The sequence below is a fragment of the Pedobacter sp. KBS0701 genome, from assembly GCF_005938645.2.
Lineage (GTDB): Bacteria > Bacteroidota > Bacteroidia > Sphingobacteriales > Sphingobacteriaceae > Pedobacter.
The window spans coordinates 793,655-816,163 of the sequence record NZ_CP042171.1 but is presented as its reverse complement, the minus strand read 5'-3'; the positions used below and the strand labels follow the sequence as shown (position 1 = coordinate 816,163).

General features: G+C 36.9%; 24 protein-coding genes. 2 read left to right on the top strand and 22 right to left on the bottom strand.

The window, feature by feature from the left end; all coding sequences use genetic code 11:
* Positions 1–28 precede the first annotated feature (28 nt).
* From FFJ24_RS03285 to FFJ24_RS25950, 6 genes are all read right to left on the bottom strand, one after another.
* Entirely contained in the window at positions 29–406 is a 378-nt protein-coding gene (locus FFJ24_RS03285; protein WP_138822524.1) for a four helix bundle protein, read from the bottom strand.
* Positions 407–527: 121 nt separating this feature from the next.
* Positions 528–2,075, bottom strand: a complete 1,548-nt coding sequence (locus FFJ24_RS03280) for a GH3 auxin-responsive promoter family protein (protein WP_138822522.1) — start codon at positions 2,073–2,075, stop codon at positions 528–530.
* 40 nt (positions 2,076–2,115) lie between these two features.
* A complete protein-coding gene (locus FFJ24_RS03275) occupies positions 2,116–2,904 on the bottom strand; it encodes a hypothetical protein (protein ID WP_138822520.1) in 789 nt (262 codons plus the stop codon).
* The gene (locus FFJ24_RS03270) at positions 2,901–3,869 is read right to left on the bottom strand and encodes a glycosyltransferase family 2 protein (protein ID WP_138822518.1); all 969 of its coding nucleotides are present in this window, start codon (positions 3,867–3,869) and stop codon (positions 2,901–2,903) included. The genes FFJ24_RS03275 and FFJ24_RS03270 overlap by 4 nt, the downstream gene beginning before the upstream one ends.
* 68 nt (positions 3,870–3,937) lie before the next feature.
* Positions 3,938–4,891 carry a glycosyltransferase family 2 protein gene (locus tag FFJ24_RS03265; RefSeq protein ID WP_138822516.1) on the bottom strand — a complete coding sequence of 318 codons (954 nt, stop codon included), beginning with the start codon at positions 4,889–4,891 and terminating at the stop codon, positions 3,938–3,940.
* Between the two features lie 117 nt (positions 4,892–5,008).
* Positions 5,009–5,170: a hypothetical protein gene (locus FFJ24_RS25950; RefSeq protein WP_168202369.1), complete on the bottom strand. Its 162-nt coding sequence runs from the start codon at positions 5,168–5,170 to the stop codon at positions 5,009–5,011.
* Between the two features lie 514 nt (positions 5,171–5,684).
* Here FFJ24_RS25950 and FFJ24_RS03260 point away from each other — a divergent pair.
* A complete protein-coding gene (locus tag FFJ24_RS03260) occupies positions 5,685–6,707 on the top strand; it encodes an IS110 family transposase (RefSeq protein WP_138817962.1) in 1,023 nt (340 codons plus the stop codon).
* 231 nt (positions 6,708–6,938) lie between these two features.
* On the opposite strand, the gene FFJ24_RS03255 is transcribed toward FFJ24_RS03260, so the two are convergent.
* The 16 genes from FFJ24_RS03255 to FFJ24_RS03180 all read right to left on the bottom strand — a co-directional run bounded on the left by FFJ24_RS03255 (position 6,939) and on the right by FFJ24_RS03180 (position 21,368).
* A complete protein-coding gene (locus FFJ24_RS03255) occupies positions 6,939–7,460 on the bottom strand; it encodes a DUF4199 domain-containing protein (RefSeq protein ID WP_246862728.1) in 522 nt (173 codons plus the stop codon).
* A 64-nt stretch (positions 7,461–7,524) separates the two neighbouring features.
* Positions 7,525–8,193, bottom strand: coding sequence for a hypothetical protein (locus FFJ24_RS03250; protein WP_138822512.1), 669 nt, complete (start codon positions 8,191–8,193; stop codon positions 7,525–7,527).
* Between the two features lie 214 nt (positions 8,194–8,407).
* Positions 8,408–9,664 carry a dihydroorotase gene (locus FFJ24_RS03245; protein ID WP_138822510.1) on the bottom strand — a complete coding sequence of 419 codons (1,257 nt, stop codon included), beginning with the start codon at positions 9,662–9,664 and terminating at the stop codon, positions 8,408–8,410.
* Positions 9,661–11,700, bottom strand: a complete 2,040-nt coding sequence (locus FFJ24_RS03240; RefSeq protein ID WP_138822508.1) for a BatA domain-containing protein — start codon at positions 11,698–11,700, stop codon at positions 9,661–9,663. Before FFJ24_RS03240 ends, FFJ24_RS03245 begins: the two co-directional genes overlap by 4 nt.
* Before the next feature lie 215 nt (positions 11,701–11,915).
* Entirely contained in the window at positions 11,916–12,167 is a 252-nt protein-coding gene (locus FFJ24_RS03235) for a DUF6036 family nucleotidyltransferase (protein ID WP_138822506.1), read from the bottom strand.
* Between the two features lie 223 nt (positions 12,168–12,390).
* Positions 12,391–12,795 carry a hypothetical protein gene (locus FFJ24_RS03230; protein WP_138822504.1) on the bottom strand — a complete coding sequence of 135 codons (405 nt, stop codon included), beginning with the start codon at positions 12,793–12,795 and terminating at the stop codon, positions 12,391–12,393.
* Between the two features lie 141 nt (positions 12,796–12,936).
* Positions 12,937–14,394, bottom strand: a complete 1,458-nt coding sequence (locus FFJ24_RS03225; protein ID WP_138822502.1) for a nicotinate phosphoribosyltransferase — start codon at positions 14,392–14,394, stop codon at positions 12,937–12,939.
* Positions 14,395–14,414: 20 nt separating this feature from the next.
* A complete protein-coding gene (locus FFJ24_RS03220) occupies positions 14,415–15,146 on the bottom strand; it encodes a metallophosphoesterase family protein (RefSeq protein ID WP_138822500.1) in 732 nt (243 codons plus the stop codon).
* Position 15,147: 1 nt separating this feature from the next.
* Positions 15,148–15,690: an RNA 2'-phosphotransferase gene (locus FFJ24_RS03215; protein WP_138822498.1), complete on the bottom strand. Its 543-nt coding sequence runs from the start codon at positions 15,688–15,690 to the stop codon at positions 15,148–15,150.
* Complete coding sequence (locus FFJ24_RS03210) at positions 15,680–16,336, bottom strand: DUF4291 domain-containing protein (RefSeq protein ID WP_138822496.1); 657 nt, start codon at positions 16,334–16,336, stop codon at positions 15,680–15,682. Before FFJ24_RS03210 ends, FFJ24_RS03215 begins: the two co-directional genes overlap by 11 nt.
* Before the next feature lie 28 nt (positions 16,337–16,364).
* Positions 16,365–16,883 (bottom strand): O-acetyl-ADP-ribose deacetylase, encoded by a 519-nt coding sequence (locus FFJ24_RS03205; RefSeq protein WP_138822494.1) that lies wholly within the window; start codon positions 16,881–16,883, stop codon positions 16,365–16,367.
* 182 nt (positions 16,884–17,065) lie between these two features.
* Positions 17,066–17,620 carry an NADAR family protein gene (locus tag FFJ24_RS03200; protein ID WP_138822492.1) on the bottom strand — a complete coding sequence of 185 codons (555 nt, stop codon included), beginning with the start codon at positions 17,618–17,620 and terminating at the stop codon, positions 17,066–17,068.
* 25 nt (positions 17,621–17,645) lie between these two features.
* A complete protein-coding gene (locus FFJ24_RS03195) occupies positions 17,646–18,131 on the bottom strand; it encodes a nucleoside 2-deoxyribosyltransferase domain-containing protein (RefSeq protein WP_138822490.1) in 486 nt (161 codons plus the stop codon).
* Positions 18,132–18,137: 6 nt separating this feature from the next.
* A complete protein-coding gene (gene prs, locus FFJ24_RS03190; protein WP_138822488.1) occupies positions 18,138–18,971 on the bottom strand; it encodes a ribose-phosphate diphosphokinase in 834 nt (277 codons plus the stop codon).
* 68 nt (positions 18,972–19,039) lie between these two features.
* On the bottom strand, positions 19,040–19,732 hold the full coding sequence (locus tag FFJ24_RS03185) for an NUDIX domain-containing protein (protein ID WP_210419448.1): 693 nt from the start codon (positions 19,730–19,732) through the stop codon (positions 19,040–19,042).
* Positions 19,733–19,805: 73 nt separating this feature from the next.
* Entirely contained in the window at positions 19,806–21,368 is a 1,563-nt protein-coding gene (locus FFJ24_RS03180; RefSeq protein WP_138822486.1) for a L,D-transpeptidase family protein, read from the bottom strand.
* A gap of 274 nt (positions 21,369–21,642) precedes the next feature.
* On the opposite strand from FFJ24_RS03180, the gene hisG reads away from it, so the two are divergent.
* Positions 21,643–22,494: an ATP phosphoribosyltransferase gene (hisG, locus tag FFJ24_RS03175; RefSeq protein WP_138822484.1), complete on the top strand. Its 852-nt coding sequence runs from the start codon at positions 21,643–21,645 to the stop codon at positions 22,492–22,494.
* Positions 22,495–22,509: the final 15 nt, after the last annotated feature.

Here is a 22,509-nt window from a genome sequence, read left to right as displayed (position 1 = left end):
AAAATTTAACTGTTTTAATAGCATTCGATTAAATTTTCAATTTTTCGTTTGTAAATTTTATCAGTTGATGAATTTCTTTCGGCAAAGTTTCCAAAGTTGCAAAAATCTTTGAATACGTTTCCTCATTTACCAACTTTCGAACTCTTGCTTTTTCGTTCCAGTCTAAACATTCCTTAACCGAACCAAATCTATAATAATAAAACTTGATCTTATCTTTCTTATGATAACGACCAAAGCCTTCAGCAATATTAGCTGAAATAGAATCAACAGCATCAACAAACTGTTGCCCGATGGTATACTTTGCAAAGCTATCCCAACCAGATACCAAATCCCATACAAAATTGCTAAGATGAAACGATTTTGTATATGCCGTTATATGATTCAATTGTAAATAATTCTTTTCCATGTGCTGAACCGTTAATTACTAACAACAATTTAGCAATTTTCATCTGCACAATGTTAAACAATCCAACAATATTCTACCGCCATGTTTAAGGCGCCAGTACAACAATTCAACAATGTAGCAATTAAACAATATATTTCTCCAACCCATCTGCCAATTTCCTATCATTACTCAACCGCGGAACCTTATTCTGTCCGCCTAACTTCCCTTCACTTTTCATATAGTTTACAAAGGCATCTTTTTGCAAAGTACGTATAATCAATGGCTGAAGGATGTTTCCCTCAATTAGGTCAAAATAATAAATATTTTTCTTTTGCAAAGCTTCATCAACCTTTTTACTAAAAGCAGCCAGATCTTTTGGCGCTGATGAAAACTCCACAAACCACTCATGGTAAGGCAATTGATCAGCTGCCGGATTAACCTGCGGTGCCACTGTAAATTCTGTAATTTCTACCTGCTCTTCATTTGCTACCGTTAAAATTGCTTGTTCTACCTCTTCTCCTATTACATGTTCGCCAAAAGCAGAAATGAAATGTTTAATCCGCCCTGTAACTACAATTTTATATGGATTTTTCGAAACAAATTTCACAGTATCGCCAATACTGTAACCCCATAAGCCTGCATTGGTATTTAAAATCAATGCATAGTTGATATCAAGCTCAACCTCGCCAAGTGATAACCGTGTTGGATGATCATTGTAATATTGATCAGCGGGGACAAATTCGTAAAAAATTCCCGCATCAGCCAATAATAGTAAGCCTTTATCTTTTTGCGAATCCTGATAGGCAATAAACCCTTCTGAAGCCGGATAGGTTTCAATGGCATCAATTTTTTTCCCGATGCTCTGTTCAATTTTTGCGCGATAAGGTTCGAAATTTACCCCTCCATAAATAAACAGGCTAAAATTCCTGAAAATTTCAGCGATTTTCTTTCCTCCTGATTTCTCTGAAAGTTTATCGAAATACATTTGTACCCAAGGTGGAATACCAGAAATCAAGGTCATGTTTTCATTGATCGTCTCCTCCACAATGGCATCCACTTTCTGCTCCCAATCTTCGATGATATTGGTTTCGTAAGAAGGTAGGCGGTTTTTTTGCAAATAAGCTGGCACGTGGTGGGCTACAATCCCTGATAAGCGCCCCACATTGATCCCATTTTTCACACTCAAAACCGGACTTCCTTGCAGAAAGATCATCTTTCCATTAACGAAACCGGCCTTACCTGTTTCATTAATATAAGTTAAAATGGCATTCCGTGCAGCTTTAATGTGCTCAGGCATCGACTCTTTAGAAAGCGGGATGTATTTTACGCCCGAAGTGGTGCCTGATGTTTTGGCGAAATAAAGCGGTTTTCCTTTCCAAAGCACATCAGCTTCGCCTGCCACCACACGATCTACATAAGGTTTTAAACCTTCATAATCCTGAACAGGAACATGCTTTTTAAAATCTGTATAGTTTTTGATCTCAGAGAAATGATGGTCTTTACCAAAAACAGTATATTTAGCTTCATCAACAAGCTTTTTCAGCATGTTATTTTGAGCATTTACGGCATTATACTTCCATTTGTTGATTTGCCAAACTGCAAATGCCGCAAAGGGTTTACTTAACGCTGCTTTAAGCCCCCAACCCCCTGAAGGGGACTTTTCCCTTCTACCGTTCTTTTCTTTTTCCATAAATTTTAATCTGATTTTTAACTCCCCTTCAGGGCTGGGGTTAGACTATATTATGTAAAATATCCGGATGTTTGTCGCCTTTATATTCGCTCGAAATTTTACGGTATGCAACCGTTAAAGCTACACTGGAAAGCGGAACGATAATAAATGAACTTAAAATATTGACAATGAAAGCGATTAAGGGCCATTGCAGATAGTTTAACAACAGATAAATTAAATATCCTCCACCTAAAACAACCAATAACAATAAGATCTTGGTGAAATTTCCTTTAGTTGTAGCCAAGCTTAACTTTATAGAATCGAATGGTGTTGCTCCTTTATCAATAATAAAAAATGGGAAGAAAGAAATTCTTAACCAGGTAATGAAAATAGCAATAATACCTACTGATATGGCTACATTTTTAACAATCGAGACATTGATCCCAGTATAAATAAAAGGAAAGGCAACTAAGATCACTACCAGGTAAACACCTAAAATGCAGCCAACGAAATATAGCGTAGCAACCAAAAACCTGATGATCTGCTGCCTGGTTGGTAGGGTATCCACAATTTTAACATCACTTTCTTCATCGTCCATTAAATGGAAAATATACTTAAACAGTGAAAGATTAATGGTAAAATAGAGTAAAACGAAAATAATCACCATGATAATGCTTAAAGCCTTGCTAACGTCTTTAATAAAAAAGGCCATCAAACTTGATGCGCTAGCGGTGATAAACATTAAAAAACATAATGTAGCAATCGAGAAATAATGTTTCTTAGTAATGCCCCATGCTTTTTGCATTACATCGTTAACGGCGAACGTACTTTCTTTTAGATAATTGATCATTGTTGTTTGAATACCACACGTTTAAATAAATCCTGTATAAATCCTAAACCATAAGCGGTTAATTGGATAAACGAAGATATAATGCTCAAAAATGCAACTTTTAAAGATTTATTTACTGACCAGGAGTGAAAAAATATCAACATAAAGTAAATCAATAAGAAGAAGTTACAAACATACGCCAATGGCGGATAGATAAAGTTACATAAAATCGTGAAACCAAATCCTAAAGTAAATAAGGCAGGAAAAAAGTGAACCGGCTTTAATTCTTTCGGGAAATGTTTATAAATATTGATTCTTGCCCTACCGAAAAAGTGTAATTGTTTATAAAACTGGCTGAAACTCGTTCTGCGTTTATGGTAAACCTTTGCATCTGGGATCAAGCCGATTTTGAAACCATTTTCATGGATACGGATGCTGTATTCAATATCCTCTCCCAAACGGGTTAAAATAAAGCCCCCTACCTTTTCCCAGGCCTGACGGGAAACGCCCATATTAAAACTACGTGGATGAAACTGCCCTACATGTTGCTTATTACCACGAATACCACCGGTGGTGAATGGCGATGTCATGGCGTAACTGATTGCTTTTTGCACCGGCGTGAAACTATCATGCGCCGCATCCGGACCTCCATAGGCATCCAAATGATGTTCATAAAGGTAATTTCTAACAATTTCGAGATAATCGGCCGGAACCAGGATATCGGAATCAAAAATGATAAAATAATCTCCCTTAGCCCTTTCAAAACCAAAATTACGGGCAAACCCTTGTCCCGCATTCTCCTTGAAATAATATTTAATATCCAGTTTATCGGCATAAGAAGCCACAATTGCCTTTGCATCGTTTTTCGAACCATCTTCAATAACCAAAACTTCAAACTGTAAATAAGTCTGTTTAGTTAAGGTATGTAAAAGCTCGTCAATTTCCTGAGGACGATTGTAAAGGGGGATTATGATGGAGAAAAACATGTCTTGAAGCTGAAAGCTGAAAGACTAAAGATAAAAGCGCTTTAAGCTTTAAGCTTTAGTCTCCGAACTTATTTAAGTTCTTTTTCTATTAAATATTGATTTCTTTCTGGTGCATTTCGAGTAACCAATTCGGCTACAAAACCAGTTAAAAACATTTGAGATCCAACAATTATTGCAACCAAGGCAATATAAAATAAAGGTTGATCGGTAATTTCTCTTTTATAAGGAATTTCTGCTGCTATATGATAAAGCTTCACTCCTATCATCCAAAGAGCCATAAATGTTCCTAGTAAGAAACTCAACACGCCTAATGAACCAAAAAAGTGCATCGGGCGTTTGCCGAATTTACCCACAAAGAAAATAGAAAGTAAATCTAAAAAGCCATTGATAAACCTGCTGAAACCAAATTTTGTCGTGCCATATTTACGTGCACGATGCTCTACCACCTGCTCGGCTATTTTACTAAATCCAGCCCATTTAGCAATTACCGGGATATAACGGTGCATTTCGCCATAAACTTCAATTGTCTTAATAACATCGCTCCGGTAAGCTTTCAGGCCACAGTTAAAATCGTTCAGTTCTATACCGCTCATTTTGCGGGTAGCTGCGTTAAAGAGTTTAGTAGGTATCGTTTTTGTAATCGGATCGTAACGTTTCTTTTTCCAGCCTGATATAATATCGAGTTTTTCTTCTTTAATTCGACGGTATAATTCAGGAATTTCATCCGGACTATCCTGTAAATCGGCATCCATCGTAATCACAACATTGCCTTTCGTGGCTTCGAAACCAACGTTTAATGCCGCAGATTTACCATAGTTACGTCTAAATTTAATGCCTTTTATAGCAAGATTCTGAGATCTTAATTCTTCAATCACCTCCCAGGATCTATCAGTACTACCATCATCAACCAAAATAATTTCATAGCTGAAATTATTGTCGATCATCACTTTATCAATCCAGGCCGTTAATTCTGGCAAAGATTCATCTTCATTAAATAAGGGTACTACAACTGATATATCCATTTTTTAAGCATAAACCCCACAGGTTTTAAAAACCGGCGAGGTTTGTTTAAATTAAAACGTGCAAATTTCATCAAATTAAATGATAGAACCTGCACGTTCAAAATTTTTGATTTTATATTATAATTTTATGTCTTTGGCTCTTACTTTCACAATTTTTCCTTGATTGGAAAAAACTAAAACACCATCGTTCTTAGCTTTGTAAGTAACCAGCTTTTTGAAAGCTAAGCTAAGACCTAAACGTATCTTTTCTCTTAATTCGACATTATCCTTATTTTCCATTTGGCAAGAAGTTAAATTTTGACCAAGTATTTTGTTCAAAGATAGTTATTTCATTTTTTAAATTGCCTTCGGCAATAAATTGTAAATCGCTATACTCCCAATATCGTCCTTTAGATTTGTTTTGATATTTTATTTAAAGATACCAAGTACTTACTTTGCTTAAATTATAAATCAGATTACCTAAAACGGTAGCGGCACATTAAAATTCGTCAAGGTTTTTATGCCTATGAAATGATTCAATCCGTTACCGTTTTTTCCCTTAGTGCTTTAGATTTGTTTTGATATTTTATTTAAAGATACCAAGTACTTACTTTGCTTAAATTATAAATCAGATTACCTAAAACGGTAGCGGCACATTAAAATTCGTCAAGGTTTTTATGCCTATGAAATGATTCAATCCGTTACCGTTTTTTCCCTTAGTGACCAGATAACAATTAGGGTAATACCCATTATTAAGGACTAGGATCGATGGGGTAAAACTTAGGTAACCATTACAAACATAAAAAATAGCAGGATGATTGCCACTACAAAATTTTTTATCGGTATTGATATTTCCAAACCGCACTTCGATGTTGCATTAATGGCCGTTGTGAACCATGTAAAACAGGAAATAGCCACCGCACGGTTTGATAACACCGCTCCAGGTATAAAGCTATTTGAGAAGTGGTTGAAATCTCAGAAAACCACATTCAATGGGGACTCCCTGGTTGTCATGGAAAATACGGGGATCTATCATCGTTTAATATGGACTTTCTGCAGCAACAGAAATCTGCCCATCCATATTGGCAATGCCGCCCATATCAAATGGAGTTTTGGGATAGCAAGGGGCAAAAATGATAAAATAGACAGTATCCGTTTATGCAACTATGCCTTTAAGGAAGCGGATGACCTAAAGGCTACAGCTGCCCTGGATCCCGAACTGATGCTCCTGAAAGATCTGATATCAGCGAGGACAAAGCTGCTCAAACAAAGGTCCGGCATTAGCGTTTCGGTAAAAGAACTTGGCAATGTCAATGGTAAAGAACATCAGAAACTGATTGAAAAAGCACTTAAAAATGCAATTGAGGGTATCGCAAAGTCAATCAGGAACCTCGAAGATCAGATCAAAAAAATTATCACAGGAAACCAGGGTTTCAAGCAGAACTACAAACTATTGCTCAGTATCCCTGGGATAGGACATGTTACCGCAGTATACCTGATTGGCTGCACTGGAAATTTTGCAGGGCGCCCCAGCGGAAAAGAACTGGCCTGTTATGCAGGGGTTGTACCATTTGAACACAGCAGTGGTATAAGTATCAAAGGTAAAACAAGAGTACACCGGATGGCCAATAAAGAGCTTAAAAGATTGCTGCATATGTGTGCATTATCTTTGATTCAACATAATCAGGAATTCAAAACATATTACAATAGAAAAAAGGATGAAGGGAAGCACAGCATGAGCATAATTAATGCCGTTAGAAACAAGATAGCATTAAGAGTTGCTGCTGTTATAAAAAATCAAGCCAGCTATAAAAATAACTATAAAATAGCTGCTTAAAATTTGTTTTTATCATAACAATCATTTCGAGCGGAGTGCAACGAAGTCGAGAAATCTAATTCAATGGATCTCTCCATTCCGCTACGCTTCAGTCGAGATGACGACTTTTCTTTCTGAATCAGTCTAAGATAAGCGGGATATAATGTATTCGAGATCGAGAAAAACAAACAAACGTGCAACCTTACCAAACTAAATGATAAAACCTGCACGTTCAAAATTTTATAAAAGAAATTAAACTTCTTGAGGAAACGAGTCGAATCTTACAGGTTCCTTTTTCTTTAAAATCGCTGAAAGGATTAGAGACAGAACGCCATATAATGCAAGTGAAACTCCAAAACTGGTAAATATATTTTTGAAAGTCGGCTCAAGTTTCTCCTGCATATTGCCAGCTTTAGCGATAGCTTCGTCAATTTGTTCGCTAGCCATTCCAAATTTCTCCATCATCGCCCTTTGTGCTGTTTCGATGGCAGCTGCAGCCTTCGCCGGAAGATCAGGATCAATAATTTTCATCAATACTACATTGTAAAGTGTCGCAGTAAATGCAAGGATTAATGAAACAATTAAAAAAGCTTTAAAAGCTTCTCCAAATGTCCAAAAACCACCAATTTCTTTACGAATGTTAATCCCTACCGCTACCAACAAGGCAATAAATAAAACAAATATTGCTATCTGCGCCACAAAGCTAGTGTAAATTAATACAGGATCAATAAAGTATAGGGTTAATGATAAAATGATTGAAACCGCAGCCAGCATTAATCCATTTTTTAAAGCCAGTTTGGAAATAAGAGCACTCTTGTCCATTTTTTTTAAATTTTAGTTAATTATTAATTGTTGTAATTAATACATAAGTAGCAGAATCGAACGATTTGTTACTGCTAAATTGAATTATTTCTTTCGTGGTTTCTGCACTTCCTTCAACATCAAGGAAAAAAGCCATAAACGGCACAAACAATTCCTGCATTTCTTCGCTGATATTTAATTTTTCAGCCGTTTTACATATCTCTTCTACACTGCTCTCTGCCAATTGCTGGTTGCTGATCAGTTCCTCGTAAATCTCAAATTCATCCTGAAACTCATCATCTTCTACCAATAAAAATTCTTTTAAGAAATCTCCCAATTCAGGATCGAGGTCTTCATCTTTACATTCTTTAATGTAAAGCAACAAGTTTAACAGTTCAGTCCCCCTATCGATGGTTTCCTCTTCAATATTTGCCCATTCTTCACTTTCCAAATAATCGTCTTCCAATTTCTGCACATCACTGCTAAAGAAATTCACCATCAATAAATCGAAAAATACTTCACGTAATTCTTCAAATTTCGGATGAGAATCGAAAACCGCATCAAAAGCCTCTGCTTTATCTAAAAAGTTAACATCAAGTTCAAAAGCAGCCATTAATTCCGTTTCAAAACCTTCTACATTAATAGCCGAAACCTCAGCATACTTGTTAATGGCTGCACTCAGTGCTTTTTTTACTCTATTATCCATAGGATTAAGATTTTTAAGATTGCAGGTACAGGATCATTTGCTTTAAACAGCAAGTTTATTACTTCCTGTTTATGTATTTTAATCCATCAGCCTGTTTTATTGTATAATACTATTTTCGAATTCTATTTTTTTTGTTTGGCGCAAAAACCTTCCACATTCTACCTTTTAATTATGCTCTGGCAAGAAAACCTTATACCTTCCGCCCTTTAGCTTTCTACCTCAGAGAGTATTGATTATTATTATAAACCAAATTAACCTTACCAGTAAGTTCGGTACCCAGCAATGGGCTATTTGCCGATTTTGAATGGTTGCTTGCCGAATTATACAACCACTTTTCTGCGGTGTTAAAAACCGTAAAGTTGGCTTTGGCACCTTCTTCAATTACCGGAAGAGTTAAATTTAACAATTTACGTGGATTAATGGCCAATTTCTCTACGATTAAAGCAATATCCAGTCCTGCCTTTAATAATAACGACAGTACGGTTTGCAAAGCAATAATTCCATAATGGGCAATTTCGAACTCTACATTTTTAAATTCGATTTCCTCTGGACGGTGCTGGGAAGTAATGGCATCAATGGTTCCATCTTTTAAACCAGCAATTAATGCTTTAACATCAGCTTTTCCACGTAATGGTGGCTTAACCTTATAATTACTATCAAAATCGCTTAAAAGTTCCTCTGTAAATACCAGGTGATGAGCAGTTACATCGCATGAAACCTGAACACCATCCTTCTTTGCCTTACGGATCAAAGCCACAGCCCCTGCTGTTGAAATATTGCTGATGTGGATTTTGGTTTCGTTGTAAGAAGCCAGGAAGATATCGCGTGCGATATGCATTTCTTCTGCCAATGCCGGCAAACCTTTCATACCCAAAAGCACAGAATTTTTGCTCTCGTTAATCTGCGATTTACCTGCGATCGATTTATTTTCGGGATAAACCATTAACAGCGCATTAAAACCATTGGCATATTGTAAAGCACGGCTCATAAAACCATCATCCTGCAAAGCTTTATCTCCATCAGAGAAGGCAACTGCACCGGCTTGTTGCATATCAAACAATTCGGCAAGTTCTTTTGCTTCACGGTTCTGACTAATGGCCCCTACCGGCAAAACATCAACCAGGTTATTTTTCGCCCTGTTAATAATGTATTCTACCTGAGATTTTGACTGCACCACCGGATTGGTTTGTGGCAAAAGAGCCAGACCTGTAAATCCGCCTGCCTTTGCCGTTTCGGTAAGCGTTTGGATATCTTCCTTGGTTTCGAAACCCGGATCGCCGGCTACGCAGTTTAAATCGAAAAAACCAGGCGTTAAGAAAGCGCCCTGGGCATCAAAAATAGCTTCGTTTTTATCGGCAGTTAATTTACCTATGTTTTTAATTGTACCATCTTCAACCCGAACATCGCATTGTTGGTTGTTAAATTTACTCTGCGGATCGGCAATGGTTACATTTTTAACCAGGAGATTCATATTATTCTTTTTGTGTTGTTAAAAAATCGGATGAGCAAAATTTCTGCTGCAATAAAAATCAGCGACAAAATTAGACAAAGTTTCCATAATGTTTGTCCGATTTTATTGTCGCCAGCAATTAATTTAACGGCATCTTTATCCGTGTCGAATATTTTCAGGTTGCTTTTATCTGCCAATTGCTCTAGTTCTGCTTTGCTTAAATAATGCATGTCAGATTCTGTTCTCCCACTATTGAAACTATAAACAGCGAGTAAAGAATCGGCAAGATTTAAGTTGTAAAAACCTGCATTTTTAATCTGGTCGGCAATATAAATCAATGTTTTTCCATCTGCCTGGCGGATTTCAGGAATGGCTTCGAAATGGTCGGCGGTAATTTTTAAAGTCTGGTTTTTACCTAAAGTAATCTTTTTACTGGCCAGCGCATTATCATTGCCCAGATTGTAATACAATGGAGTTTCATTTCCGCCGCTCAGTGCCAACCGGTAAAGTAATGGAACAAAAACCGGATGACGGGCCAAATTACCATCATTTGTATTTAAACCGGAAGCAGATAAATACACCTGGCCATTACCTACACCATATTTAGAGAAAAAAGATTTCCTGCCAGGCAAAGACATGATTTCTTCTTTATTGGAGCTATTTTTTTCTATAAAGGAATAATAACGAGAAACTGAGGGAAGATCTAAATTTTTAGGGATTTCCTCAAAAACAGTTTTAAAAATCGGATTTTGAAGGTCAATTTGGTCGACTTTTGTAGCGGTGATATTGAGCGACTGAACTGTTGGAAGCGATAATGCACTTAAAAATGAGTTGTATACCTGGATATCGGCATCGAGATCAGGAAAAAGCACTACTGTGCCACCTGCACTAAGATATGTTTTAAGTTGTTGCGCCAATCCGGTTGAAGGGCTTTTCAATCCATTTAATACAATCAAGCCATAATTAGCGAAATTACTATAATTTACATTGCTTTCGGCATTTTCAGCAAGCTTGTAGTAGCTATCGGCAGCAAAGAGCGCTTTGATATAATTCCCTGCATTAGCGCCGTTAATACTTAAAACCGGAAAACTTTCATCCACTTTAAAACTGAAAGATAACGTATCATCAAAGGTTACCGGAAAATCTTTAATGGTAACCATCCCTTTTTGCCAGCCTGCTGCCAGTCCGGAAAAATTTAAGGTATCCTTAACTGTTTTTCCTCCTGGAATGGTTACAGCGCCTAATCCTTTTTGCTTGTTGTTGATACTGAGTTTTAATGGGACATTTTTGGCTTCTTCTCCGGAATAATTCTTTAATTGTACCACTAAACGCTCATTTGCGCCAGGCTGATGATTTGGCGAAAGTACCCAAACGCTATCAACCGCTACATTAGGTAGGGTATTGGCGTTGAGTTTCAAAAATGAATATTGAATATCGGCCCTTGTTTCGAGTTTATTGGTAGCGGAGATATTTTTTTGAAAATCAGAAATCAAGAAGCTATACCTGTTTCCTGCACCGGTTAAAACATTGGCCTGTCTGTTCAAAATCTGTTGGAGATTACGGTTTGCAGCCGAGATTTTTACATCATCCAATGCTTTCAAAAATGCCTCTTCGTTTAATAATCGCTGGTGCTTCCCTTCGAAATCGTTTGTTAAAAGCTGAAAACGGTCGTTAATACCGAAACCTTTTACCAATTCTTTTGCCCTACGCTTGGCTTCATCGAGCAGACTACCATCTTTATTAATGGCTTCCATACTGTAAGAATTATCGATATAAATGCTTACAACATTATTTAAAGCAGTAGTTTTTTGGTCGTGCGCCGGAATGTAGGGTTGAGCAAATGCCAAGACCAAAAAAATAATCGCTAAGATTCGAGAAAAGAGAATGAGCAGGTTTTTAAGCTTTTCCTTTGATGAATTTTGTTGTTCTACTTCTTTTAAAAGCTGAACATTAGAGAAATAGATTTTTTTAAATTTTCTGAAATTGAATAAATGAATGATAACCGGAATGGCAACCGATATGAGTGCAAAAAGAAAGCCCGGATAAAGGAAATTCATTAAAAACCAAAGATAGAAAAATTATGGAATTGGGGATAATATTCCTTATTTATTATTATCAATGTTACTTTTTAATAACAGGTTTTACATTATCCCAAAATTTATATAATGATTCATTATCGATCAACATTTGATACAATCTTTCGCTCGGAGTTTTTGATAGCCACAGTTTAAGTTGTAGTTCTTTAATTTCGTCTGAAGTATCTTTCATTTCTTTAAAAAAGATTAAATGTTGCAAGCTTAAGTTCTTTAACCCATTTATTAATGTATTCCCAATCTAAAGTATCTAATTCAGCAAGATTTTTTATATCTTGAATTTGGATAGCAGATTGCAGAACTTGAATCCAGATTAATTTAGATATCAATAAATCCTCAACCGTAACCAAATATACTGATTTCCCTAGGTATTCCATCTCAACCCTTCTATTAAATTCTTCTTGTCTGAAATTCTCGTTTTTTAAAATCACAAAATCAGCCTTATATCCTGATTCATGATCAATTATATTAAATAAACTTTGTTGTTTAACTGCATTACCGAATTAATATTACAATAATAGCCATCCTTAAAATTTGCGACAAAACCATCGATATCCTCCTGTTGAAGATGAATAATAAAATCAAAATCGCGCGTAGCTCTTGGCACTATATATACTCCCATCGCAATACTTCCTGAAAGCATGTAAAAATTAATCAATAACTAAACCCCGGAAATTCGATATTTACAATTTTCCAACTGCCATTATATAACGCGAAATACAGCTTAAAAGGTCCGCTTACAATTTTGGATTGTTTTTGAAGAACATCCCGATAACCGGCAACACCTTCAACAAAGCCCATCCCTTTGCCACCATCAAACAATTCGAAGTTGACATCAATAATATCGTAACGCCCGCCAACATACTCATCAGATTGTCCGAAAACACCTTTTAACCTCCCAATAATGACATCTTTGCCGATAATTTTATTACCTGGAAGCATAAAAAAATCATTTAATTCGTCGGTAATCGCCTTCGATTGTTTAAACCATGCAATTATAAATCTGATGGCACTATTTACAATATCGGCTTGATGGTTAAATGTGGAATTGTTCTGCATGGTATCTTACATTAAATGAGGTGTGTCATAAATAAATCTAAATCTGTCACATTGAGCCTGTCGAAATGCTTAAGTATGTCCTTCAACAGGCTCAGGATGACAATTCCATATTAATGATACCACTTCAAAAACTTGGCGAAGTTAACTATTCTTTAGCCTTTCTCTAATGTCGGCAAGAGAATAATCGATCAATAAGCTTCCATCCCTGAAAACTTCCTTCAATTCGCCTTGTGCTTCTTCTTCCCAGCTGCATTGATCTTTGAGTTCATATTCTCCACTCGCATTTTTAAAAATCTGCAATAAACCTTTAGCCGATTTTTTGGTTCCATCGTCGGTAATGGGATCTTTAAATATCTCACGGCCAACGCCATCTACCTCGCCATAAGTGGCTTTCATGGCAAAACCAAAAGTATCTCGTGTATTGTATTGATAGGTGAAAGACCCAATACCAAAAACCACGTTGGTTGAGGCAAAGCCTTTCGCTTTTAAACGTTCGCAGATTTGTACAGCCCTTTCGGTAGTGATGCTATCGCCATAAATGGCACCAATTTGCGGAACCAGCTCTTTAAATCCTTTATCGTTGGTTTTTCCACCGAAAACATCCCAAAGCAGTTCGATCACACCTTTTTTCTCATTTTCGTTTTTGCCATTAGGATTTCCACAGATAATATCAACCGGATCTCCAGAATCTGGCCTGATTACTACTTTTCCCTCCCTGGCGATGATATCATCTTTTAAAACAGGCAGGTATTCAGTCAATACTTTCCATAAATCCCAGGTATCGGAAACAATGGATACAATTCCTTTTGGATAAACTTCGAGAATCAACCTTTTAAATGTTTCGAGTTCTCCGGTATTGGTTCCCATACACATTACCGAATGTTCTGTAGCGGCTACGGAGCCACCGATCAGCTCTTTATCTGAATCTGCGTTATAATATTCTTCTAAAAAATCGATGGCTGGAATGGTATCAGTTCCGGTGAAACTCAATAAATGTCCAGCTGCCGAAGTTACTGCAGCTTCTATCCCACCCATACCGCGCATAGAGAAATCATGTCCTTGCCAGTCTACAAATTCTGGTACCGATGAGGTTTCTGCTGCATAATGATCCAGAATGGTGCGGTATTGTTTTGCAATAGTAGCCGAATTACATGGTAACCAAACTACTGCAGAAAGCAATGTTTCGAAATAATTGGTCAGCCAGAAAAACTCGGGTTTGGTATTGTACATGGTGAACATCGGCACGCGCAAAGGAACTTCAGCCCCTTCAGGAAGCGATTTAAAAACCATAGGGATATAACCCAGATCGTGCAAATCGGCAATGTGCTGTGTTCCTACCAGATTTTCGCCCAGGTAATTATTGATCCTGCGTGCATATTTCTTTAAAATTTCTTCTTTTGGTTGTTTAAAGAAATTCTGGTTAAAATCTTCAATAATGTATTTTTTGATAAAATACTGTAAGCCAAAAAGTACCACGCGATTTACGTTTTCTAACCTGCTTTTTCTAGGCGTCCAGTTAGAATAAACTAATGTGGTATTTTCAGGGTATTGCCTGCGGTGGTCAACTTTATAACCGTCTGTTAATAATAATGGATTCATGGTTTTGATGTATTTAACTTTTATTGATTTCTTCCTTTTTCTTGGGGATAGAGGCTTTTTAAGGTATCGCTCTGCCAAAATGCTTTGGTTTCGATATCCAAACAGGTTAATTTTCCGGTAAATGCAGCACCGGTATCGATATTCCAAACATTGCAGCCCTGCATGGGCACATTAACATTGTAATAGAGCGTTGGCGTATGGCCGATGTAGATTTCGTGATAGAGCAATAAACGTTTCGGATAAATTTCCGAATCTTTTTTAATCCGATTATCCATGGTCAGGGCCATTTCCCAAAGCGTTCTGTCCCAGGAATAATTGGAAGAGTAACGTTCTTTTTCAGGCCCATGCATGGAAGAAAAACCGGCATGGATAAAGAGATTGTTCTGCCCGTCCACATAATAATCGCGCATCCGTTCAAAAAAGTTCAGATGTTCCCGTCTGGTCGCACCAGATAAATCTTGATAACTCTCCATGGTTAATTTACCGCCGTGGACAAACCAAACATCATCTATAATACCTTTATCAAGCCAATCTATGCACCAGGCATCGTGATTACCTTTGATAAAAATGCATTGATGGCTTTCTTCCAACAACATCAGGTAATCAATCACCTGGGCCGACTCACTCCATCCGTCAACGTAATCACCAAGAAAAATGAGCTTATCTTCGGTTGATACTTCTGCACGCTCGAATAGCTGGATCAGGCCTTTTAATCCGCCGTGTATATCGCCAATTACTAATGTTCTGCCCATGTTAAAATTCTATATATTCAGCAGGCACAACATCTGTAAGCCACACGTTGTTGGCCGATAAGTAAAATTTATATCCTTCCCTGTGCATCGCCCCGCTGTTAACGATTAGGATAACCGGTTTTCCTCTCCTGCCACCCACTTTATTAGCGGTTTCTTTATCGGCGCTTAAGTGCACATGCTGTCTGCTCAATTTTTGCAGTCCCTGCGCTTTAATATCTGGCAGGAACTTTTCAACCGTACCATGATACAGGTATTCCAAAGGTTCGGTTTCATTTAAGTTTAATTCAACAGCAATGGAGTGCCCCTGGTTTGCCCTGATCCTGGTTTTATCTTCGTTAAAGGAAAATCTTTTTTTGTCGTTATTTTCAACAACGTATTGAAGTAGCTCTAAATCTAATGTTAGATTATAAAGGTCGAATTTGGCAATCAGCTCGTTCACATCTGCCCAACCATTTTCATCAAGCTTTAGCTTTATGGTTTCCGGCGAATGCCTCAAAATATAGCTCAGCAATTTGCTTATGCCTTTTGTTATTTTAGTGTCCATGAGCGTATTCATTTTTGATTTTCAATTTTTTGTTCAGTGCTTCATCTTTAAACACGAAAGGTTTTTCTGCAGGTACAGTTAAATTTTCCAGTTGTCTGTTTTGAACAAATTCATATTGTTCTTTTACAAACTGACTGATATCTTCAATTAACAAAATATCATCTTTTGCAAAAGACCTGATAAAATTATCCCTTAATCCGATCTGTATGGCTCTTCTTTCCTGTTTTACACCATAAGCGTCGTGGTCCGGATCCCATTGCAACCTGATATTTGAATTTTCCAGTTCATTTCTCCATTCGTCGTGAGAAATACCTTCTGTTTGATCGAAAGAAGTATAAACCGCATGTTGAAGATACTTATGAAAGGCTGTAATTTTGAGGTAGATCGCCAGCGTAACTTCCTGACCTTCTTTAGTTCCCCAACCACTTCGGTACATCATCCATAAAAAGTTAGGTTTTATCCAGGTCATCCTATTTAAACTGAACTCACCTCCGAAAAATTGATTTTTGACTGCAAACTCACCGATTTCTTTTCGATAAGCCTGATAAACTATTATTCTCTCATCGTCATACTGGGCCATGATATGGCATCCTGATTTTGGCCATTCTAATAGTTGTTCATTATATTTTTTTACTATTATTTTCATTTTGTAATACTGTTAATCACTCATATCACTAGTTAATGCGATTGAGTTTTTCTTCATAGAGCATGTAATTTTCATCATCGAAACAAACAAAGATTACCTTTTCTATTTTTTCTTTTCCAGCGAAATTATTTACCGTTGTAATGGCAATATCTGCTGCCTTATCTTTAGGGAAATGATAAATCCCGGTACTGATATTTGGGAAAGCAATAATTTTAACCTCATTTTCAACCGCTAAGGCTAAACTGTTACGGTAGCAATCTGCAAGCAAAGCCTTATTTTTTTCACTTTCTCCGTTCCAAACCGGCCCAACCGTATGGATCACATATTTTGCAGGTAAGTTGCCTGCCGTAGTGATTACTGCATTTCCCGTCTTGCATTTTCCTTGTTTATTCCTGATGGCTACACAAGCCTCTAAAATTGCTTTACCACCTGTTCTGTGAATGGCACCATCAACTCCACCGCCACCTAATAAGGAACTGTTTGCTGCATTAACAATGGCATCGGCTTTAATTGTTGTTATATCGGCTTTGATTAGTTCCAAAATCATTTTTTGAATTTTTATTTATAAACTGTTCCAACACAAATTTTCTTAAAAACATTCTCATTTCGAGCGTAGTGCAACGCAGTCAAGAACCACCATGTGCTCAGCGAAGCTAAATCTATCTAAATAGATCTCTACATTCCGCTGCGCTTCAGTCGAGATGACGGTCGATTAAAAACATTTCATCATTAATTTTTATTAGTTGATATCTTATCCCTAACTTCCATCAATGCGAACCCTAATAGGTTTAACCCCTTCCAATGCTTTGGTATTTTTGCATCTACATGATCTTCTGCCAAACAGATCCCCCAAATTCCATCAACCGGACTGGCCTCTACCAGTATTTTACTTTTGGTTTGCAAAAGGAACGATTTCAATGCCTCATTTTGAGAAAACTTAAGCAAATTTCCCTGTTTTACTATATCATATTTATGAGCATCCCACTTTGCACCATCAAAGTTTTTAATCTGTCGCCCTAGGTCTTTTACATCATTCGGCGAATTTTTTGTTAATATTTTTTCAAAAATTTCCTGATCACTAAACAACAGCGCTTTTTGTGCCATCATGTAATGCTCTGCTGTTTGATAGGTGATATCATTTTCAACAAATGGAGATGACCACCACTGGCTCATGCAGGTTTTAATAATAGATCCATCTTTACTTCTCTGATGCCCCCAGAACAATAAAAAGTCAACTTCTTTTTCATCTACCGTTTTGAGTAACCAATTTATATCATACATCATAACCAATTGTTCTTAAAATCAATTTCTATTTACTTTCTACCAACTTTTTAAGCTTTGCAATTACAGCAGCGCTAAGCTCATCGAAAGTATCGTACTGGTCAATGCTTTTTCTTTTACAAACAATATCAATATTGCCTTTTCTCCAAAATCCTTCCTCACAACAAACCATTAACTTACCAGAATCAGCAAATAACCCCAGTTCCATCATTGAAATGGGTGACTTAGAATTACTTTCCAAGAACAACAAGATCACATCTGCGTTCTCCATCGTATCCAGTTCCCAGTTAACCTGCTCGCTAAACTGCACGTTGTCGATCGACTGCGTCCAGCTTTGATCCCAGGATTTTCTTCGTGGATTGAAAACGACTACACCATCTAAAGTTTCTTCTTTATTTGCCTGATCGATAATTTTTTGTTGCCAATCGATCGAATTTCCCATATCAATGGTTCCGGCCAAAAACACCGAAACATCGGATGGAGTAATAATCTGTGGAGGAAGTATCGTTCTCATATTATTTTATAAAATGTCCATTAATTTTATCTGCGTTACGCCGGCATGATCAACTTCTTTAATGGAATCGGTAGTAAAAATCTGTTCGAAATATTTGCCTAATTCATCAAAGCCTTTGCTAAATATGCCATGGCTAATCGCTAAATAAAGTTTCCCTGCATTTTTAGCCTTTAATGCCTCGGCCAGACCGATAAATGTACCACCACCATCACAGATATCATCTACGATTAAACAATCGGCATCACCCAGATCATCGCTGTATACTTTAAACCCTGAAAGTTTCCCTGTTTTTACATCACGGCTTTTTGAGCACTCTACCACTTCAGCACCTCCTAAAAACTCAGAAACTTTATAAATTTTCTTTAAAGCCCCACCATCAGGAGAAATGAGTTTTACATCGTTTCCAATTTTCTCGATAACCTGTTTTATAAATTCGTGATTAGAAATGGCAACACAGTTATTGAGCAATGCCGGGGTTACTTCGCTATGTGGATCGAAAATGGTTACACTTTCCAAAGTCATTGCATTGATGATATCGGCATAAATTTTTACAGATAAAGGTTCGCCTGGAATCATCACCCTATCCTGCCTTGCTGCTGGAAAATATGGAATAAAAAGATTAATTTCCTTCACACCCATTCTTTTCAAAGCATCAACGGTAATGCAGATCATGCCTAAATCATTAAAAGAATTTATTCGGTGTGTAATGGTAACCGGAAGACTGACATCAAAATGATTTGAAATTTTAATGTGTGGTTCGCCCCCTGCGAATAAGAAAGATTTGTATTCGATTAAGTTATTTTCGCCTAGCGGAGTAAAACTTGGATTTAGATTCAACATATATTTGCGTATTATTTACACAAATATAAAAATGATTTTTAAAATGCAAAGAATAATTTGCGTTTATTTTACGCAAACCTAATATCAAACTGGAAATTTTCCTTTAAAAGCTGATTGTATTTAGCTTTGTCAAAGGTAAAAAGTTTGCCTGGCCGCCCGCTGGAGCCTATTTTAATAACTTTATCAGTTTCTGTAACAATTCCAAAACTTAATATCTTTTTTCTGAAATTTCTTCTATCAATATCCCTTTCCAAAATGGAACAGTATAAATTTTCGAGATCGGAGAAGAGGAATTCCTGATCCAAAAGGTCAAATCCGATGGGCTGATAAGTGAGTTTGCTTTTTAACCGCAGACGTGCAAAGTTAACCATTTCATTATGGTCGTACCCTAATCGTGGAATTTCATTAATAGGAAACCATTTGGCATCTTTTGCATCGGTATCGGCTTTTAACACAAAATTTTTCGGATTTACCAATGCAAAATAGGCTACAGAAATTACCCTGAAACGTTCATCGCGTTTAATATCATCGCCAAAAGTACTCAACTGTTCGAGGTAATTTACAGTTATCCCGGCCTCTTCCTTAAGCTCACGCTCTACTGCGGTTATTAAAGGTTCATCATCCAAAATAAAACCACCGGGCAACACCCAACGATCGGCCAGTTTACCAAAGCGCTGCTGAACAGCCAATACATAAAGCGTCCCTTTTTCGTAGCCAAAAACAATGGCATCGACAGCGATTTTGATATTTTGATCGATCATTCCTTAATTTGTGTAAAAACAACACAAAGTTAACTCTTTTAACAAGAAAGACCGAATGCTACTGATTAATTTTTTACCTAAACTTCTTCATCGCAGCCCAAAGTTTCTCATCCATGCCATACACATCTGGTCGATATTCAATCTTATCATTTTGCGACCAGGCTGTAATGTATGTGATAATTAATGGAACGGCTTTTTTCGGTCCGAACCACGCTGGTTTTAACTGAAAAGTTTTCGTAGTATCTGCCTTTTGGGCCATGCGTTTTTTATACCATTTTACATGCGTACTATCTATTGGTGGTAAATCAACTTCCGCTCTTAACTTGTCATAAGTGTAAGAATCTTTTACCAGAAGTTCGGCAAATTCAAGCGGTTTTTCAATCCGCACACAACCATGACTAATGGCCCGATTGGTTAGGTTAAATCCGTTCTTGTTATTGGTATCGTGCAGGTAAATACTCGAGCTATTATCGAAGATAAATTTGAACTTTCCTAAGGCATTTCCGCCACCCGATCCCTGTTTAAATTTGAATGGTAATTTATCCCTTGAATACTTGTTCCAATTGATGGTATCAGGCTCACCAATTAGCTTATCTTTATAGTAAACTTTAATGTTACTGTTCGACAAATAAAAGGGGTCTTTTCTTGCCATCCAATAGATTTCACTTTGGGCAATACTTACCGGAATATTCCAGATGGGATTGGCCTGAATGGAATTGATTTTACTGAACAATAAAGGTGTTTCATGATTCTTCGGTTTATCATCTAAATTACCCGATTTTGCAAAGGCCTTAAGCTTCTCTTCGTAACCATTTTCGCGCTTGCCACCAACACAAACTTTCATCGTAATTACGGTATCTGTTTTATCAAGCCAGGTCAATCTAAAATCAGGAATATTTACCTGCACATAATTGTCTCCAGTCTCTGGCATTTTCCAACGGAAACGTTCCATATTCAATAATAAAATCCGCTTCTCACTTTCAGAATCTGTATTCAAATAGGCGCGCTGTAAAGCTTTATATTGAACCGACTTTGGCTGAACAGCTCTTAAAGTATCCAACATGTTTTTACTGTTCAAAAGATTAAGCATTCCAACGCTGTCCGGACGCCTCACTTTTATGTAATACCGTGAGAAAATAGAACGGGGATTTATCACGCCATATTTCAGGTAGTTGTTATAATTCAGATAAGCATTTGCCGATAACAGTTCTAGTTTGGCAATTACCGGATAACTTTCCTCCACTTTTTTAAATTTATTGGTAGTTAATTCGTCCAACAGGGCTTTAATTTCGTCTCCTTTAAAAATCTTGGGATTAAAGCCATGCACCTTGCTTTGATCTAAATAACTCACTAATGAATCCAGTTCTCCATTAATATAGAATTGCGTAACCAATTTAGGCTGAGCATTATTATTGGCATAAAATGCTTTTATAGTTTTAGGGTTAACAAATTTACTTGAAAGACTGTCTATTGTTTTCACAAAAACACTATCATAAGCTACAGTATCAAAATCTTTATAAATTTTATTTTTGAAATGCTCAGACAGTACTTTGCCGATCTCTGGTGGGCTTTTAAACCATCCACAGGCTGAAACAAATAAAATAAAGGGTAGTATTAGAAAGCGAAACTTTTTCAAACTTGTAAAATTTTAATATAAATAATGGTTATTGGGAACAAAAACAGCATAATGACAAATTAAGTGCCATTATTTTTTGTTTTCCCATTTCAAACACTATATTTGCCAGCGCTTATCAGCTAAAGCATTGATACTGGCAGAAATAATTTATGAATTTAACTTTGAACCATCACTTACATTTACACCATCGCCGATAGGCGATATGATATGTTTGTTTTGTACTTCAAAACTTTTTTCCGTAAAATAATTTCTTGTTCACTCTATATTCAATACTTTGAAAACACTTAAAATTGCTATCCAAAAGTCGGGTAGATTAAACGAAAAATCTGTAGAAATACTTAAAAACTGTGGTTTATCTTTCGAAAACTACAAAAGTTCACTTATCTCAACCGTTACCAATTTCCCTTTAGAAATTCTTTTCCTTCGTGACGATGATATTCCGGAATACGTGCAGGATGGCATTGCCGACTTAGGTATTGTTGGTGAAAATGTAATCGTAGAAACCAAAGCCGAAGTAGACTATCTACAAAAATTAGGTTTCGGAAAATGCACTTTAAAAATTGCTGTTCAGGCCACCAGTAATATCCAAAAACTGGAAGAGTTAAACGGTAAAGCAATTGCTACTTCTTACCCTGTAATCCTCGAAAGATTCTTACAGGAAAAAGGCATCAAGTCGGATATCAGAACCATCTCAGGGTCCGTAGAAATTGGTCCGGGTTTAGGTTTAAGTGATGCCATTTTTGATATCGTTTCAACTGGTGGAACATTAAAAAGCAATGGCCTGAAACCTTTCGCGGATGTGATGCAATCTGAAGCAGTTTTAATCGGAAACAAATCGATAGCCGACAATCCCGAAGTTGCAGAATTGCTTCAACGCATCCGCTCTGTGCTCAGCGCAAAATCGAACAAATACGTGGTGCTAAATGTATCAAAAGATAACCTTCAAAAAGTAGTCGATTTACTTCCGGGTGTTAAAAGTCCGACGGTAGTTCCACTCTTCGAACCGAACTGGGTAGCCGTTCATTCTGTAATTGCCGAGGAAGATTTCTGGGATAAAATAAACAGTTTAAAAGCAGCAGGTGCTGAAGGCATTTTGGTAATGCCCATCGAGAAAATAATCAAGTAAAATCGTTTAAACCCA

Coding starts and splice junctions, on each gene's coding strand:
- FFJ24_RS03195 (WP_138822490.1), bottom strand. CDS start 18,131: ATGAGAACGATACTTCCTCCACAGATTATTACTCCATCCGATGTTTCG.
- FFJ24_RS03225 (WP_138822502.1), bottom strand. CDS start 14,394: ATGAATCCATTATTATTAACAGACGGTTATAAAGTTGACCACCGCAGG.
- FFJ24_RS03275 (WP_138822520.1), bottom strand. CDS start 2,904: ATGATCAATTATCTAAAAGAAAGTACGTTCGCCGTTAACGATGTAATG.
- FFJ24_RS03285 (WP_138822524.1), bottom strand. CDS start 406: ATGGAAAAGAATTATTTACAATTGAATCATATAACGGCATATACAAAA.
- prs (WP_138822488.1), bottom strand. CDS start 18,971: ATGTTGAATCTAAATCCAAGTTTTACTCCGCTAGGCGAAAATAACTTA.
- FFJ24_RS03240 (WP_138822508.1), bottom strand. CDS start 11,700: ATGAATTTCCTTTATCCGGGCTTTCTTTTTGCACTCATATCGGTTGCC.
- FFJ24_RS03260 (WP_138817962.1), top strand. CDS start 5,685: ATGATTGCCACTACAAAATTTTTTATCGGTATTGATATTTCCAAACCG.
- FFJ24_RS03270 (WP_138822518.1), bottom strand. CDS start 3,869: ATGTTTTTCTCCATCATAATCCCCCTTTACAATCGTCCTCAGGAAATT.
- FFJ24_RS25950 (WP_168202369.1), bottom strand. CDS start 5,170: ATGGAAAATAAGGATAATGTCGAATTAAGAGAAAAGATACGTTTAGGT.
- FFJ24_RS03205 (WP_138822494.1), bottom strand. CDS start 16,883: ATGATTTTGGAACTAATCAAAGCCGATATAACAACAATTAAAGCCGAT.
- FFJ24_RS03185 (WP_210419448.1), bottom strand. CDS start 19,732: ATGATCGATCAAAATATCAAAATCGCTGTCGATGCCATTGTTTTTGGC.
- FFJ24_RS03265 (WP_138822516.1), bottom strand. CDS start 4,891: ATGGATATATCAGTTGTAGTACCCTTATTTAATGAAGATGAATCTTTG.
- FFJ24_RS03215 (WP_138822498.1), bottom strand. CDS start 15,690: ATGGACACTAAAATAACAAAAGGCATAAGCAAATTGCTGAGCTATATT.
- FFJ24_RS03220 (WP_138822500.1), bottom strand. CDS start 15,146: ATGGGCAGAACATTAGTAATTGGCGATATACACGGCGGATTAAAAGGC.
- FFJ24_RS03210 (WP_138822496.1), bottom strand. CDS start 16,336: ATGAAAATAATAGTAAAAAAATATAATGAACAACTATTAGAATGGCCA.
- FFJ24_RS03200 (WP_138822492.1), bottom strand. CDS start 17,620: ATGATGTATGATATAAATTGGTTACTCAAAACGGTAGATGAAAAAGAA.
- FFJ24_RS03250 (WP_138822512.1), bottom strand. CDS start 8,193: ATGGATAATAGAGTAAAAAAAGCACTGAGTGCAGCCATTAACAAGTAT.
- FFJ24_RS03255 (WP_246862728.1), bottom strand. CDS start 7,460: ATGCTGGCTGCGGTTTCAATCATTTTATCATTAACCCTATACTTTATT.
- FFJ24_RS03245 (WP_138822510.1), bottom strand. CDS start 9,664: ATGAATCTCCTGGTTAAAAATGTAACCATTGCCGATCCGCAGAGTAAA.
- FFJ24_RS03280 (WP_138822522.1), bottom strand. CDS start 2,075: ATGGAAAAAGAAAAGAACGGTAGAAGGGAAAAGTCCCCTTCAGGGGGT.
- FFJ24_RS03230 (WP_138822504.1), bottom strand. CDS start 12,795: ATGCAGAACAATTCCACATTTAACCATCAAGCCGATATTGTAAATAGT.